14 protein-coding genes are annotated in these 14,669 nt (G+C 42.8%); 10 read left to right on the forward strand and 4 right to left on the reverse strand.

Annotation, left to right across the window (positions count from 1 at the left end; all coding sequences use genetic code 11):
* Nucleotides 1-105: 105 nt before the first annotated feature.
* Complete coding sequence (locus K2225_RS09990) at nucleotides 106-603, reverse strand: carboxymuconolactone decarboxylase family protein (protein ID WP_220584594.1); 498 nt, start codon at nucleotides 601-603, stop codon at nucleotides 106-108.
* A 112-nt stretch (nucleotides 604-715) separates the two neighbouring features.
* Between K2225_RS09990 and K2225_RS09995 the strand changes: the two genes are divergently transcribed.
* Nucleotides 716-2,164, forward strand: coding sequence for an HsdM family class I SAM-dependent methyltransferase (locus K2225_RS09995; RefSeq protein WP_220584595.1), 1,449 nt, complete (start codon nucleotides 716-718; stop codon nucleotides 2,162-2,164).
* Nucleotides 2,165-2,218: 54 nt separating this feature from the next.
* On the opposite strand, the gene K2225_RS10000 is transcribed toward K2225_RS09995, so the two are convergent.
* Nucleotides 2,219-4,498: an ATP-dependent DNA helicase gene (locus K2225_RS10000; protein ID WP_220584596.1), complete on the reverse strand. Its 2,280-nt coding sequence runs from the start codon at nucleotides 4,496-4,498 to the stop codon at nucleotides 2,219-2,221.
* A gap of 173 nt (nucleotides 4,499-4,671) precedes the next feature.
* Here K2225_RS10000 and K2225_RS10005 point away from each other — a divergent pair, with 173 nt between their 5' ends.
* The 3 genes from K2225_RS10005 (at nucleotide 4,672) to cysK (ending at nucleotide 7,247) form a co-directional block, all read left to right on the forward strand.
* Nucleotides 4,672-5,586, forward strand: a complete 915-nt coding sequence (locus tag K2225_RS10005) for an SGNH/GDSL hydrolase family protein (protein WP_220584597.1) — start codon at nucleotides 4,672-4,674, stop codon at nucleotides 5,584-5,586.
* 17 nt (nucleotides 5,587-5,603) lie between these two features.
* Nucleotides 5,604-6,239, forward strand: coding sequence for a YpmS family protein (locus K2225_RS10010; RefSeq protein ID WP_220584598.1), 636 nt, complete (start codon nucleotides 5,604-5,606; stop codon nucleotides 6,237-6,239).
* Nucleotides 6,240-6,317: 78 nt separating this feature from the next.
* On the forward strand, nucleotides 6,318-7,247 hold the full coding sequence (gene cysK, locus K2225_RS10015; protein WP_220584599.1) for a cysteine synthase A: 930 nt from the start codon (nucleotides 6,318-6,320) through the stop codon (nucleotides 7,245-7,247).
* A 238-nt stretch (nucleotides 7,248-7,485) separates the two neighbouring features.
* Here the strand turns inward: cysK and K2225_RS10020 are convergent, their stop codons facing one another.
* Entirely contained in the window at nucleotides 7,486-8,097 is a 612-nt protein-coding gene (locus K2225_RS10020) for a trimeric intracellular cation channel family protein (RefSeq protein ID WP_220584600.1), read from the reverse strand.
* A gap of 300 nt (nucleotides 8,098-8,397) precedes the next feature.
* Here K2225_RS10020 and K2225_RS10025 point away from each other — a divergent pair, with 300 nt between their 5' ends.
* The 4 genes from K2225_RS10025 to K2225_RS10040 all read left to right on the forward strand — a co-directional run bounded on the left by K2225_RS10025 (nucleotide 8,398) and on the right by K2225_RS10040 (nucleotide 10,910).
* Nucleotides 8,398-8,934, forward strand: a complete 537-nt coding sequence (locus K2225_RS10025; protein ID WP_220584601.1) for a helix-turn-helix domain-containing protein — start codon at nucleotides 8,398-8,400, stop codon at nucleotides 8,932-8,934.
* A gap of 12 nt (nucleotides 8,935-8,946) precedes the next feature.
* Entirely contained in the window at nucleotides 8,947-9,093 is a 147-nt protein-coding gene (gene sda / locus K2225_RS10030; protein ID WP_255574375.1) for a sporulation histidine kinase inhibitor Sda, read from the forward strand.
* An 80-nt stretch (nucleotides 9,094-9,173) separates the two neighbouring features.
* The gene (locus K2225_RS10035; protein ID WP_220584602.1) at nucleotides 9,174-9,875 is read left to right on the forward strand and encodes a YqjF family protein; all 702 of its coding nucleotides are present in this window, start codon (nucleotides 9,174-9,176) and stop codon (nucleotides 9,873-9,875) included.
* A gap of 81 nt (nucleotides 9,876-9,956) precedes the next feature.
* Nucleotides 9,957-10,910, forward strand: a complete 954-nt coding sequence (locus K2225_RS10040; RefSeq protein ID WP_220584603.1) for a ring-cleaving dioxygenase — start codon at nucleotides 9,957-9,959, stop codon at nucleotides 10,908-10,910.
* A 50-nt stretch (nucleotides 10,911-10,960) separates the two neighbouring features.
* On the opposite strand, the gene K2225_RS10045 is transcribed toward K2225_RS10040, so the two are convergent.
* Nucleotides 10,961-12,910, reverse strand: coding sequence for an aconitate hydratase (locus K2225_RS10045; protein ID WP_220584604.1), 1,950 nt, complete (start codon nucleotides 12,908-12,910; stop codon nucleotides 10,961-10,963).
* Nucleotides 12,911-13,229: 319 nt separating this feature from the next.
* Here K2225_RS10045 and K2225_RS10050 point away from each other — a divergent pair, with 319 nt between their 5' ends.
* On the forward strand, nucleotides 13,230-14,510 hold the full coding sequence (locus K2225_RS10050) for a helix-turn-helix transcriptional regulator (RefSeq protein WP_220584605.1): 1,281 nt from the start codon (nucleotides 13,230-13,232) through the stop codon (nucleotides 14,508-14,510).
* On the forward strand, nucleotides 14,507-14,632 hold the full coding sequence (locus K2225_RS20055; protein ID WP_255574376.1) for a hypothetical protein: 126 nt from the start codon (nucleotides 14,507-14,509) through the stop codon (nucleotides 14,630-14,632). The genes K2225_RS10050 and K2225_RS20055 overlap by 4 nt, the downstream gene beginning before the upstream one ends.
* Nucleotides 14,633-14,669: the final 37 nt, after the last annotated feature.

The following is a 14,669-nucleotide window of genomic DNA, read 5'->3' on the forward strand; positions in this document are numbered from 1 at the left end:
AATCTCTTTAACTATTATTAAGATACGAGAATTCACACCATAATGTCAACTAAGTTTTTTTGCAGTTAACAAAAAGAGCGCCATTAAAAACCGGCGCTCTTTTTTCTATAAACCCAACCCCATCGAAAGTTGGTTCGTATAACTTGTATAAGCAACGATTTGATTCAACGCTGCTATATCCTCCTCATCATACCCCTGCTCTTTCAAACGATCCACATCTTCTTTCGTCACTTCTACGGGTTTTGCAATTAAGCCTTCCGCATAAGTGAGTACAGCTTTCCATTCCTCACTCATGTCAGATTCCTTGTAATGGCTGAGCCAATTCAACACATCTTCTTGATCTACCAGCTCTTCAAGTAATTTGGAGTGACTATCCGTGCAGTATTTACAGCCATTCTTCATGGAAACGAACGTGATTACCGCTTCTCGCAAGTCGTCCGGAAAGTCTGTTTCTTTCATCGCTTTCTGCAAAGGGAGAAAAGCTTCATATAATTTTTCATGATTCGCCAGCAGCCGATCAAATAACGGAGCCGGGTTTGGAATAGTGTTTTGTACGTTAAGTTCCTTCATATCTTTTTGTTTTACAGGTTTAATCCATGGCATTGCTGAAACACTCCTTCATCATTCTTTTTAACTAGGTAATAATTACTTAATAAATGGTGACTTATTCCTTAATTTATAGTAGTATAGACTCAAAAAGTAGGAGGGGGAGTATATGTTTTCTCCTCAAAGGACGATGGGGCAATATACAACCCCGAAAGAAACGGTGCATTATATGACTCGGAAGCTTTTATCAGAACTCCCTACAAAGAGCAACATGAAGATCCTTGACCCCGCAACCGGGGACGGCATTTTCATCCATACATTGTTGGAAGAAGGCCTTTCACCAGAAAACCTCTATGCTTTTGATATCGACCGGAAAACAGCTGCTCCTCATCCTGATATTCATTTCCACTATGAAGATTTTCTAAAGGTTGTTCAACCAGGGCAATATGACGCCATCATCGGCAATCCTCCCTACAAATCTAAACGTCAAAGTCCTTACTTTTCCCAAAATCGAGAAAGAATTCAACGTGATTTTGGAAAGGTTGGTATTCATAACTTATATTCCCTCTTCATTCATAAAGGCATACAATGCTTGAAACCCGGCGGAATAATGACAATGATTGTACAAGACTCATTCCTTACAAATATCTACTACAAAAGCTTTCGTGAATTTCTACTAAAAGAGACCGAAATCAGAGAAATCGTTCTCGCTCCAAGACGTCTTTTCCATAAAGGGAAGGCTGATGTACGGACAGCCATCATTACTCTTAAGAAAAAAGGAACAGGAGCAGTTACCCCCACACAAATGAGGTTGGTGGACCGTCTGTACGAGCAAAATTACAATCATCCACCAGCGGACCACATCCAGTACCTATCCCAGCAAAAGTATAAGCAGATGCCTGCTAGTAATTTTGCGATCAATGTGCCTGAAGATATCCTGAAACACTTCGAAGGCTCTTACAGAAACCTGGGAAATGTCCTTAAAGGAGGGACAGGTATATCCACCGGAAACGACCGTTCTTTCTTACGGTCATTCAAGGACGGACAGGTGCCTCCCGGATGGATTCCTTTTTATAAAAATGGCGGAAGGAAAGATGCCTGGTATTATGAACCAAAATACTACATTCACGAAAATTGGCCGGAATATGTCAAGAGAAATACGAACTTCACGGTCCGGAACCGCTCCTATTTCTACCAGAAAGGCATTACCTGCTCGTCCATGGGGGTGGACTTCTCCGCTGCCTTACTTCCAGAAGGATCCTTGTTCGGTGTGAACGCCAACCTCTTTCCAGAACACGAGGAAGATCTGTACTACTTTCTCAGTCTGTTAAACAGCAAGTTGATGAAATATATGGTGAGAAAAGTCCTCAACCGAACCAACATGATCACGTCTGGCTACATCAAAAAGATTCCGTACATAGAACCCGACCCTCTGCAAAAGCAGGTAATGATTGAAACAGCTCGGAGTATCGTTGATAAGAAGAAAGAGGATCCATCTTTTCAAACGAATGAATGGCAGTCGCTGGTGGATCAAACCGTTTATGAAATTTATAAAATCTCGAATTCCAGTCGTTCAAAAGTCCATGATTTCTGCCATGATATTATGGAGAAGATTTGACTCTTCTCCCCCTCTCCTCTTCTTTTCCGCCACAATATTTCCTGGGAAATCAAATCATTTAAGAATTCGATAATTTCCCCAATCATCAGGTAGAAGCTGCAAATATTTGCGCGAAAGAAAGCGGTCATCGACAAGCTGAATCGACCCGTGATCTTCTTCTGAACGGATCAACCGCCCTCCCGCCTGCAACACCTTGTTCATACCTGGGTAAACATAAGCATAATCGTAGCCATTTCTCCCTTTTTGATTAAAGTAATCTTTGATCAATTCCTTTTCAAAGCTCCTGGGAGCAAGTCCGATACCTACTACAGCTACGCCGTTTAACCGATCTCCTCGAAGGTCTACACCTTCAGAAAATATACCTCCCAGCACGGCGAAACCGACGAGTCGTCCTCCTTCCTCAAATTGAGCAAGGAAGTCTTCTCTTCTTTCTTCATCCATTCCACGCTCCTGCATGACCGCATCCACAGAAGAGATGTTTTTGAATTCGCGATAAACCATTTCCATGTAATGATAGGAAGGGAAGAAGAAAAGATGATTCCCTTCGTGGAGTTCCACCTGATCTTGGAGGCGCTTGGTCAGTTCGCCAACCGTCTTCTCCCTGCTCTTGTACCTGGTCGACAAAGGGGTGATCATTACATCAATTTGCGATGGGTCATAAGGTGATGGTAAATGTAAGATATAATCTTCTTTGGTCCCCCCGAGCATCTCTTTATAATAAGCAAATGGTGAAAGAGTTGCTGAAAAAAACACCCCTGACCTGAAGGTTTTCGTCGTTTCCCGCAGGACGTGTGAAGGATCGAGACAAAACAGCTTTAATATAAAGTCTCCCTCACCCGTACTTTCCCCCAACAATCGATAGTGTCCGTCTACATATTCGAGGATTTTCAGGAATCTCTGCGACTGAAAATATACATCCAGCAGCTGTTCAGATCTTTCCCCTTCCGTGCTCTCCTGCAAAAGCGACTCCGCCTCTGCCAGGAAGCGTTCTATGTTTTCTTCCAACTCTCCAGGCACCTGTTCCAGTTGTATGGTTTCCTCCTTGCGAGAATAAAAACGCTCTAAGTCTTTTCCGATGGCGTCAGCCACTTTAACCAAGTTCTCTTCCTCGCCTTCCCAATCTACCGCAATCCTTTCATAAGATTGCTTGGCAACGGAAGCTGAATACATCTCACGAGCACGCTCTACAAGGTTATGACTTTCATCCACGAGCAGTGCTGTTTTTTTCTTCCGATCTGGCATCAGACGTTTCAGAGAAACCCTAGGGTCAAAGATGTAATTATAATCACCAATGATCACATCACACACATCTGTAAGGTCCAATGAAAATTCGAAAGGGCAAACCTTATGTTTCCTTGCATAGAATTCAATAACCGAACGTGTCATTTGTGTCTCATGAAGGAGAATATCGACGACAGCTCCATTAATTCGATCATAGTAACCGTCGGCAAACTCACAGTATTCCGGCTGACATATCGTCTCTTCCTGGAAACAGATTTTATCTTTGGCCGTCAAAGTAACCGACCGGAGCCTGAGTCCCCTCTCTGCCATCTTCAGTAGAGCTTCTTCAGCTGTGGCTCTTGTAATCGTCTTGGCCGTTAAATAATAGATTCGCTCCAAGCCTTCCAGCTGCAACGCTTTAATTGCCGGGAAGAGGGTGGAGATCGTCTTTCCAATCCCTGTCGGCGCTTGCGCAAACAGGTTCCTCTTCTCTTCAACCGTGCGGTAAACACTACCCGCTAGTTTACGCTGACCTTCACGATAACTCGGAAATGGAAAGTTTAAATCTGGGACTGTTTTTTCTTTTTGCTCTCGAATATGAAGAAGAATCCTCGCATAAGACGCGTATTCACTGACTGTATCTTCCATGAATTGATGCAATTCCTCGTATGTAAATGTCCGTAGAATCCGCTTCTTTTCTTTCGTTTTTTTCTGGACATACGTCAACTGCACCCGGATGTTCTTAAGCTCTTTCTGGGCTGCATAGATAAAGGCATACCCTTTTGCCTGAGCCCAGTATAGGGGATAAGTGGTATCATCAATTTCCTCAAGATCCCTTGAAGTAGACTTGATTTCATCAATCACCGGCCCTTCCTCCGTGTCCAATAAACCATCGCATCGGCCCTGGACCTTTAGGTTTACCCCTTTCTGATGAAACTCATATTCCAGAAATACTTCTGATTCGTCCTTTTCTTTGTATTTCTTTTGTACTTCCTGATGTATGGCCGTTCCTTCCACGAGCGATGTATTCGTTTGGGAACGTTCGTCTATACTTCCCGTCCTGTACACATAAGAAACAAGGTCTCGAACGGAAATCGTCATTTGTGTGTCCATCGATTTCCCTCCCTGCTAAGTGGTTTTGTTTTCTTACCCTCATCTTCTTACACTCTTTTCCGTATGTCTATTGTATAGGACCATGATATAATTGTGGTTAAAACTTTTCATTTCCCATCGGATGGGAAGAACATATAATAGAAGTGAGATTACCCTTCAGGAGGGATTCAGAATTGAAAAAATGGAGATGGATGGCAGCCGTCGCACTCTCCTTCGTGATCGCCTTTTTTATCGTAGCCGCTTTTATATATACCCCCGAAGAAGAACCGTCGCCTGAATATAACGTCTCAGAGCAAACAAAGGAAACCAATCCCGCTCAACAACAGATTGAACCGGAAGAGGATGAACAGGAAAGTGAAGCAAAAGAAGGGAAACTAAGTGAAGGATTACGTGAGGTCTTTACTGGTGTGATTGAAAATGCCCGGAATGTGTTCCTTAAAGATGACCTTCAGATTGTAGCTATTGGTGACTCTCTGACCCAAGGTGTCGGAGACTCGACAGAAAATGGTGGTTATATTGGAATCCTTGAAGAAACTTTCAATGCCAACCCGAATACAGAAACCTTAGATATAACAAACTATGGAAAACGAGGAAATCGGACAGACCATATGCTCGAACGGATGGAAGATGAACAAATCGCTGATTCCCTCCAAGAAGCAGATTTGATTTTAATTACCATAGGTGCCAATGATGTCATGAAAGTAGTGAAGAATAATTTTACAAGTTTGAATTACCAGGACTTTGTTGAGGAACAAGTGGGTTATGAAGACCGTATGCGTGAGATCTTCAGCCGTGTTCAAGAATTGAATCCAGATGCCCCTGTGTATCTGCTGGGTCTCTACAACCCTTTTAACCAATACTTTACGAACATCCCCGAACTCGGACAAATTATGGGGGATTGGAATGACATTAGTCGTCAAGTCACCAATGACTACGAACAGGCCACGTTCATTCCCATTAGAGATTTGTTCGAAGGAAACGAAGAAGAGCTCCTTTGGGAAGAAGACCTGTTCCATCCCAATGAAAGAGGTTATAAAAAGATGGCGGAACGCGTGTTACAATACATTAGAGAAGACATCGAACAATAACAGGTGGAATGTATAAGATGAAACGACTATTGTTAAATAATAAATGGAGAACGTCCTTTTGGCTTTTAGCTCTGATCAATCTAGGAGTTGTCATTTGGCTTGCCGCTTTAGTTTTCCTGCCAAGCTCTTATACCATCGTTAATGTGGATCAGGAAAAAGAAAGCCCTGATGCAGAGTTCACCATCGTTTCTACGAAAGAAAACATGGAGCAACTCGCCAATGAATACCTCTCAGAACTTTCAACCCAGACCGTTTTCGACTATTCCATCACCTTAGACCGAAATGTTACGTTATCAGGGAACATTAAAGCCTTCGATCAGGTCATCCCTATAAATGTAGAGCTGCACCCTGAAGTGCAGGAAAATGGTGATCTTGTTTTAAGGCAAGAGAAAATTTCCTTAGGGAAACTCCCCCTACCTAATAAAAAAGTATTGGAATTCGTGAAAGACAACTATAACTTACCTGAATGGGTCATCGTAAACCCTAATGAAGAAAACATTTATGTTGCTGTCACTCAAATGGACACGGCAAGTAATTTCAATGTGAAAGTTGACCGCTTCAATTTAAATTCCAACCAACTTGCATTTAAAATTGCTGTCCCAAGCAACACTTTCCAATTTGCACAACGAGTTGTAAACGAACATATGGAGTGATAAGCAAAGCAGATGAAGGCGTCCATGCAATTATGATAAAATTGGACTACCATTCCCAATAATAAGGAAGTGACAGATATGCGTGTGGTTAACAATATTGCCGATCTAATTGGAGATACACCTTTAGTTAAGCTGAATCGTATTGCGCCAGAAGGCGGAGCCGATATCTATATGAAGTTGGAAAAGTACAACCCGAGCGGAAGTGTCAAAGACCGCGCCGCTTTCAACATGATGGAACAGGCAGAGAAGGATGGGCACCTTAAAAAAGGAGCAACGATCATCGAACCGACCAGTGGAAACACGGGGATCGGAATCGCTATGAACGCTGCCGCAAGAGGATACAAAGCCATTCTTGTCATGCCGGATACGATGACTCAAGAACGGATCAACCTTTTGAAGGCCTACGGTGCGGAGATCGTTCTGACACCTGGAGATGAAAAAATGCCAGGAGCCATCGCCAAAGCGAAAGAATTGGTCAATGAAATTGAAGGAAGCTTTATGCCTATGCAATTTGAAAACATGGCTAATCCAGACGCCCACCGCCATACAACGGCGGCAGAAATTATAGAAGCTATGGAGGAGCTCGGCAAACCTCTATCCGCTTTCGTTTCTACTGCTGGAACAGGCGGTACCATTACAGGAACAGGTGAAGAGCTGAAAAAACGGTATGAAGACGTGACCATCCATGTAGCAGAACCCGCGGGCTCCCCTGTACTTTCCGGTGGAAAACCCGGAAAGCATAAGCTTGTTGGGACAAGCCCGGGATTCGTTCCATCCATCTTGAACCAGGAAGTATATGACGAAATTTTCCAAGTGACAGATGAAGATGCCTATGACATCACCCGCAGGCTTGCTCGTGAAGAAGGCTTACTCCTTGGGACTTCCTGTGGAGCCGCCTGTTGGGCAGCCATTCAGGTTGCAAAAAAGAAAAAGCCGGGAGAAGTGATCGTATGTATCGCACCAGACACCGGAGAGCGTTACCTCTCAGGTGACTTATTCCGCTATTAAAAACAACGAAGCACTCAGAGACCTAAACCTCTGAGTGCTTTTTATATCCTTTTTCCATTAAAGCTCCCTTTACTTTAAGACTCAGTTTCGAGACTCTTATATAGCAAAGGAACGGAGGTTCATCGCGCTCCCGCGGAAAGCGAGCTATTCCCCGTAGCCCCCATCCACTTAATAAAAGTCTCGAAATGGAGTCTTGCACAATCCTGCCATATCCTACAAGATAACCCTCTTCAGTAATTTACAGACGGTATAGGTCTCTGAAACGTAAATGCCAGCCTAGGTGGAAGGAAGCGACACGGCAGATGATGACGAGCAAGAAAATCATATAGGTCTGCCAGGCGCTTTCGATATCGATCCATCCTAATCCAATAAGGAGCCCAGCCATTAATGCCCACACGGCGTAAATCTCCTGGTGCATGACCATGGGTCTGCGTTGAGCCAGAACATCCCTTGTCACCCCTCCCCCGACGCCTGTCAGGATGGCTGCGAATATAATCCCCCCAAGAGGAAAACCATTTTCTATAGCAAAAGATGCTCCTTGAAGAGCAAATGCAGATAAACCAATCGCATCCGGGTATATATTCCAACGGTCCCACGTCATAACCCACGTCTTAGGGAAGAAATAGACAATGGCAATCGTACCAAGTGCTACATAAAAGAGGTAGCCTTGTTCCCAAACATGGACGACCGGTACATCCAGAGCAATATTCCTGATGATTCCTCCAGCGAATGGTGTCGCAATACCAAGAATAAACGTGCCAAATATATCATATCTTTCATTTAACGCGACAATAGCCCCACTAAAAGCAAACGCCGCCACGGCTAGTATGTTCAATATATCCCATGTCATTGTGATCCCCCTCCCTGTAGAAGCTTTTTCCTTGTAATTCTTTCCGTTTATTTCAGACTGATTGATTATAACAAATTCTCACCAATAAAATAGGCGTTTTTTTATATTCCTGCTAGAATAATAATGCTAGAGAGAGAATGTATGAGGATACACCCCCGTATGGCCCTTGTATCACCTTGAATGGAGAGTGTAACGATAAATTTAAGGGAAATCCATGATATTGTAGCAATCTGCCACAAGGAATCCAGCTAAGAAAAACGAACTAATTATATGAAAATAGAAATCAGGATGTGGAAAAATATGAGAAGATGGCTAATTCAATTAAGAAAAGAACAACAATTAACACAACAAGAAGTTGCAGCAGGAGCCCACATTGACCGTGCCTATTATGCTCAAATTGAGAATGGCACAAGAAATCCAAGCATGACGGTCGCTTCTCGCATCTCTTCCTCCCTTCATATCAACCCTTCACTCTTTTTTTCCGAACATTTGAGTGAACCTTTTGAAGCAGCACTCACAGGTTCCCCCATTACAATCGCCCATTGTGACCTTGAGCACCGTTATACTTGGCTTTTCAATAGCCATCCTGACTTTACTATGAGTAAAGTCATTGGGAAAAGGGTGGATGAAATTTATCAACATGATGCCACAGAGGAGTTATTGAACATCAAGAAAAAAGTGGTGTTAGAAAAGAAACCAATAAGACAAGTGGTATCATTCCCACTCTCAGAGGGATCGATCGTCTATGATATATTCTGCCAGCCGATCTATGATTCCAATGGCAACATCATTGGAACGGCAAGTGTTGCGATGGAAATGATGAAACCGCACGTGTAGGGGGCCATAAAAATGATCATTGAACAGCTCTCTTCTAGGTTATTAAAAGATACACTCCTAAGAGCTATAGACTTGAAGCTTGAAGACGAATTCATTTATATGTTGAAAGAGGAAATCTCTAAAAGAGAAAAGGAAGAGAAATTAATTAAAAAACTATAATTTGTAACTCCATCATAATGAAAACACTGAGATGTATGATTCAATGATCCTCAGGGTAAACCATGATAGAGGTGATATACATGGACCGAAACCATTGGATTATGCATCAAGAGTGGAATGACTTGATTTTTATGCATTGGCCTGTCCCGGCAGAAGTATTACGCCCTTTCATTCCTTCTGCCTTTACTATCGACCAGTATAACAATTCAGCCTGGATTGCCATCGTCCCCTTCCGCATGCAAAATATCCGCTTCCGTGCTCTCCCCTCTCTCCCATTTGGAAATCAACTGCTTGAATTAAATGTTCGCACATACGTTACGTTCAAAGGTGAACCAGGGGTTTATTTCATCACTCTCGATGCCAATCACCCCCTTGGTGTGTTTTTAGCCCGTACCCTGTTTGGACTGCCTTATGTCCATGCGAAAATGAGAATGGATCAAACCGAGACGGGCTATCAGTTTACGAGTAGACGGGTCCATAAAAATTACCCTGCTTCTCATTTTCACGCAAGCTTCCATACGGTATCTAACCCTGTACATGCTCAGCCAGGGTCCCTCATTTATTGGTTAACAGAAAGGTATGCCTTATGGGTGGTGAAACGTTCTAAGATTTACAAGGGCCCTATTCTCCATAAGAACTGGAGACTGCAAAAGGCGGAGGCCGATATCCAAATGAACCAACTTGTGGATTTCCTCCCCCCTTCTATATTTAAAACAAAGCCCATCACATATTTCTCCAAGTCACTGCACACGAGAATCTTTCCTTTTGAAAGAAAAGGCTGAAACAGAACCTTTGACAGTGATATACAAAAAATAATACAATTATCTCGAATTCAAGATTATTGAAAACAAGGAGGAATGACCATGCAACTCAAGGGCATTCATCACGTTTCAGCTATTACCGCTAATGCCAAAAGCAATTATGATTTCTATACAAAAGTTATGGGCATGCGCTTAGTCAAGAAAACAGTCAATCAGGATGCACCCTCCATGTACCACCTTTTTTATGCGGATGAGAAAGGTCGACCTGGAACAGACTTAACCTTTTTTGAAATTCACCGAGCTGGCCATACGTATCCCGGAACGCGAAGCATCTCCACCACATCGCTTCGTGTAAAAAGCGATGCAGCTTTGAAGTATTGGAAGAAACGCTTCGAAGAACATTCTGTTGAACAAGATGAGATTAAAGAAAGATACGGTCGAAACACGCTCTTCTTCCGTGATCCCGAAGGACAACGGCTCATCCTCATATCTGATGAAAATAATAGCGGTGTAGAAGCCGGAAAAGCATGGGAACATTCTACTGTATCTGAGGAATATGGGATTACCGGGCTTGGTCCCATTCACCTCACCGTAAACGATGCAGCTAAAACAGAAAAAGTCCTTACCGAGATCTTAGGATTTCAAAAAAAAGGAGCTTATGAGCAATGGATCGTTTTTGAAACCGGCGAGGGAGGAACCGGTGCAGAAGTTCATGTGGAAGAAGATCCCGATGGCAAGCCCGAAAAACCAGGACGCGGGAGCGTTCACCATGTAGCCTTCCGTGTAAATGATGAGGATGAACTAAAAAAATGGCAGGAAGTTATCCAAGCCGCAGGTTATCCTAACTCTGGCCTTGTCGATCGCTACTACTTCAAGTCTCTGTATTTCCGGGAGGCCAACCACATCCTTTTTGAACTGGCTACAGATGGACCCGGTTTCGCTACAGATGAGGACGTGGGTCATCTTGGAGAGAGTCTTGCTCTTCCCCCGTTTTTAGAGCACAAACGTAAGGAGATTGAAGAAAGCTTGACTCCACTGGACACCACAAGAATATAAAAGTGATTTATAAAAAAGACTCCGGCGGGATAAACCCAGCCGGAGCTTCTTTATGATTCCAATCTATTTTTCACCCAGTTGATTAAGCCACCCATTTGCATGATTTCAATCTGCCGATCAGAAAGGGCATGCTCAAGTTTCAAGGTTTTATCTTTTCCTTTTACTTCGACTTCCACTTGAGGAGACTGCTTAATTTTATCTCTCAAACCTTTGAATACAAGGACGTCTCCTTGCTCCAAGTCATTGAGGTCGGATGGGTCGGTAAAGGTCAATGGCAATACTCCAAAGTTAGCAAGGTTCTGCCAGTGAATCCGTGCAAAGTCTTCCACAATGGCCACTTTAAGACCGAGATATTTCGGTGCGAGAGCCGCATGCTCACGACTGGATCCTTGCCCATAGTTTGCCCCTGCCACGACAGCGTGACCGCCGTCCTCTCTCGCTTCCATTGCGCGATCGTAATACGTTTCGTCAACAATTTCAAACGTGAATTTACTGATTTCAGGTAGGTTGCTTCGATAAGGAAGGACACGAGCTCCACCTGCTAGTATTTCATCTGTGGAAATATCATTACCCATCTTAAGTAAGATAGGCAGTTCCATATCATCTGGAAGTTCACCCATCTCAGGAATGGAGGCCACGTTTGGACCTTTGACTAGCTCTACATCCTTCGCTTCCTCAAAAGGTAAAGGTTTATCAAGTAACCTTGTGTCCACCGTTGGTTTGTCCAAATCCTTCACTTTTGGAAAATCGAAGTCTGATTTCCTCGGATCTGTAATCTTTCCTGTCAAAGCTGAGACGGCAGCCGTTTCAGGACCGCATAAGAAAACACTGTCCTCTTTTGTACCTGATCGTCCTGGAAAGTTCCTTGGTGTCGTACGCAAACTGTTTCTGCCTGTCGCTGGCGCCTGTCCCATTCCAATACATCCGTTACAGCCGGCCTGATGCAACCTTCCCCCCGCTTGAAGGAAGTTAGCGATATGACCTTCCTGAGACAAATCAATCAACATCTGACGAGAAGTAGGGTTCAAATCAAAGGATACACCATCCGCAATATGCTTTCCTTCTACAATTTTCGAAGCAATTGCGAAGTCCCGGTATCCAGGGTTCGCTGATGAACCTATATACGATTGGTAAATGGGCTCTCCTTCCACTTCTTCTACCGGAACGACATTTCCAGGGCTTGATGGTTTGGCCACCATTGGTCCTAATGAAGAAAGATCCAGCTCATCATGTACGTCATACGTCGCATCATCATCTGCAACTAGTTCTATCCAATCATCTTCTCTTCCTTGTAGCTTCATAAAACGCTTCGTTTCTTCGTCTGATGGGAAGACCGTACCTGTGGCTCCAAGCTCAGCCCCCATGTTGGCAATCACGTGACGATCCATGGCCGTTAAGTTTTTCAAACCAGGACCATAGTATTCAAAGACATGGTTGACCCCGCCTTTGACCCCATGCCTTTTGAGCATCTCTAAAATGGCATCCTTTGCACTAACCCAGTCTGGAAGCTCTCCAGTCACTTTTACTCCCCAGACTTTCGGCATTTTTACATAGAAAGGCTCACCAGCGATGGCCATGGCTACATCAATACCGCCGGCGCCCATGGCAAGCATCCCCATACAACCATTGGCACATGTATGACTGTCCGAACCAAGCAGCGTCTTTCCAGGCTTCGCAAGCCGCTGCATATGAACAGGGTGGCTCACTCCATTTCCCGGTCTACTGAAATGCAAGCCGAATCGCTTTGCGGCACTCTCGAGAAAAAGGTGATCATCCGGGTTTTTGCTATCTTCCTGGATTAAATTGTGATCCACATATTGCGCGGAAGCTTCCGTTTTTGCCCGATCAATGCCCATCGCTTCCAGTTCAAGCATAACCATCGTCCCGGTCGCATCCTGTGTAAGCGTTTGATCAATTTTCAGTCCAATTTCCGACCCAGGATTCATCTCCCCCTCTACCAAGTGATCCTTAATCAATTTTTGTGTGACGTTATATCCCACAATTATTCCTCCTTCTCACTTGTAGTTAATGACGGTCTTGATGATACTTTTTATAAAATTCCTATACCTTTTATACCCGTAATGTTGTATGATTACTCATAGGTTCCAAAAAGTTCCTCTTTGAAGGGGAAATAAAACCATAAAATGGAAATCTATGAAAGTCCCCCTCCCAAAGTCCCCTTTAAGCCACAAATTTTTCCCGACTTGGGAAACTAGTGAATTTTGTTGAAAATCCCAGAACGAACATGTATTCTAAATATAGATTTGAAAGAGCAAACACTCTGAAAAATCAACAGTTGATCAACTAGGTGTGAGAAAAATGGAATATGGTAAAGTGCTTCGATTCCATCGCGTGAAGCAAGGTTTAACCCAAAACCAGCTCGCAGATGGGATAATCTCGCCGGCGTATTTGTCTAAGATTGAGAACGATCAAACCGTTCCCGCGTTCGAGGTACTTGAGCACCTCTATGAACGTCTAGGGCTCGATTTCCATGACTCTTCTTATCATCACCCTTCCAAAGAAAAATTGAAGGAATGGTATGAAATGATCGTCTTTAAACGGAAAGAAGAGGCCAGGGAGTTAAAGGAAGAACTTAAACAACAAAAAGATACGCTGAATAATCATCATTTGTATATATTTTTCGAGTTGTTCCGCATTCGCCATCTATTGTTAGAAAATGAGGTGGAGGAGGCTTACGATGTATGGAAAAATATCCGTCAGCATGAGGATACATTTGATGAAGAGATGAGGTATTATTTCCATTTAAGCACGGGATTACTCAAATATTACCGTGGGGATTTTGAAGATTCCTTCCAACAATTAATGGAAGCTAAAAACTACAGTGTTTCAGTCGAGGTAAAAGAGTGGGAAGAAAGCGATCTATACTATTTACTCGCACTAAGTTCATCCCAATCCAACCATATCTCTGCATCTATATTTTATGCAGATCAAGCTTTATCCCTTTACCAAAAACAATATAACCTTGGTAAAAGTGCTGACTGTCATATCCTTTTAGGGATTAATTATGGTCGATTGAAAAACTATGCTAAATCACTTGAAAATTACCATCTAGTTAGCAAAATAGCTACGCAAACTAACAATCACTATCAATTAGGTGTGATTTATCACAACATCGGTGTTATAGAAGCTCGTAGAGGACAGTATGAAACGGCTCTTTTAAACTACAAGAGAAGCTTACCCTACCGTACTGATACAGCATCCGATTTGGAAATCTTTGAAACTATTCATTGCTTAATATTAGAAAACTATAAATTAAGCAATTATGACGATTGTAAAGAATGGATTCAAAGAGGATATACCCATTTAAGGTCCTCAAAGTTGGATACTACAACGGATGAAATTCATTTAAACGTATATTCCATGCTTATTGAAAAGGACAACCACACCATTGATTACCTGGAAAATGTTGTGATCCCTCACTTTCAAAATAAAAAATTGCCTAGATTTGTTATCAGATATTCGATTATAGTTTCTGAACTCTTAGAAGGAGAGAGAAGCTATAAAAAATCAACAAAATACCTTAGGTTAGCAATTGATTTGTTAAATAAATACTCTAATTTAGGAGGGACTGTTTTATGAAAAAGCTTTTAAGCTTAATTGCACTAGTTGGCCTTGCTGTTTCTCTTTCAGCAGGTGTAACCTACACCGACAGTGCTATGGATGAAACTTATCCTAGACCACTAGTTGTGGATGAGATTTAATTTTCTGCAACATTGATTTTTAGTTTTAATTTTGTGT

Source organism: Halobacillus sp. Nhm2S1, from assembly GCF_019599545.1.
Taxonomy (GTDB): domain Bacteria; phylum Bacillota; class Bacilli; order Bacillales; family Halobacillaceae; genus Halobacillus.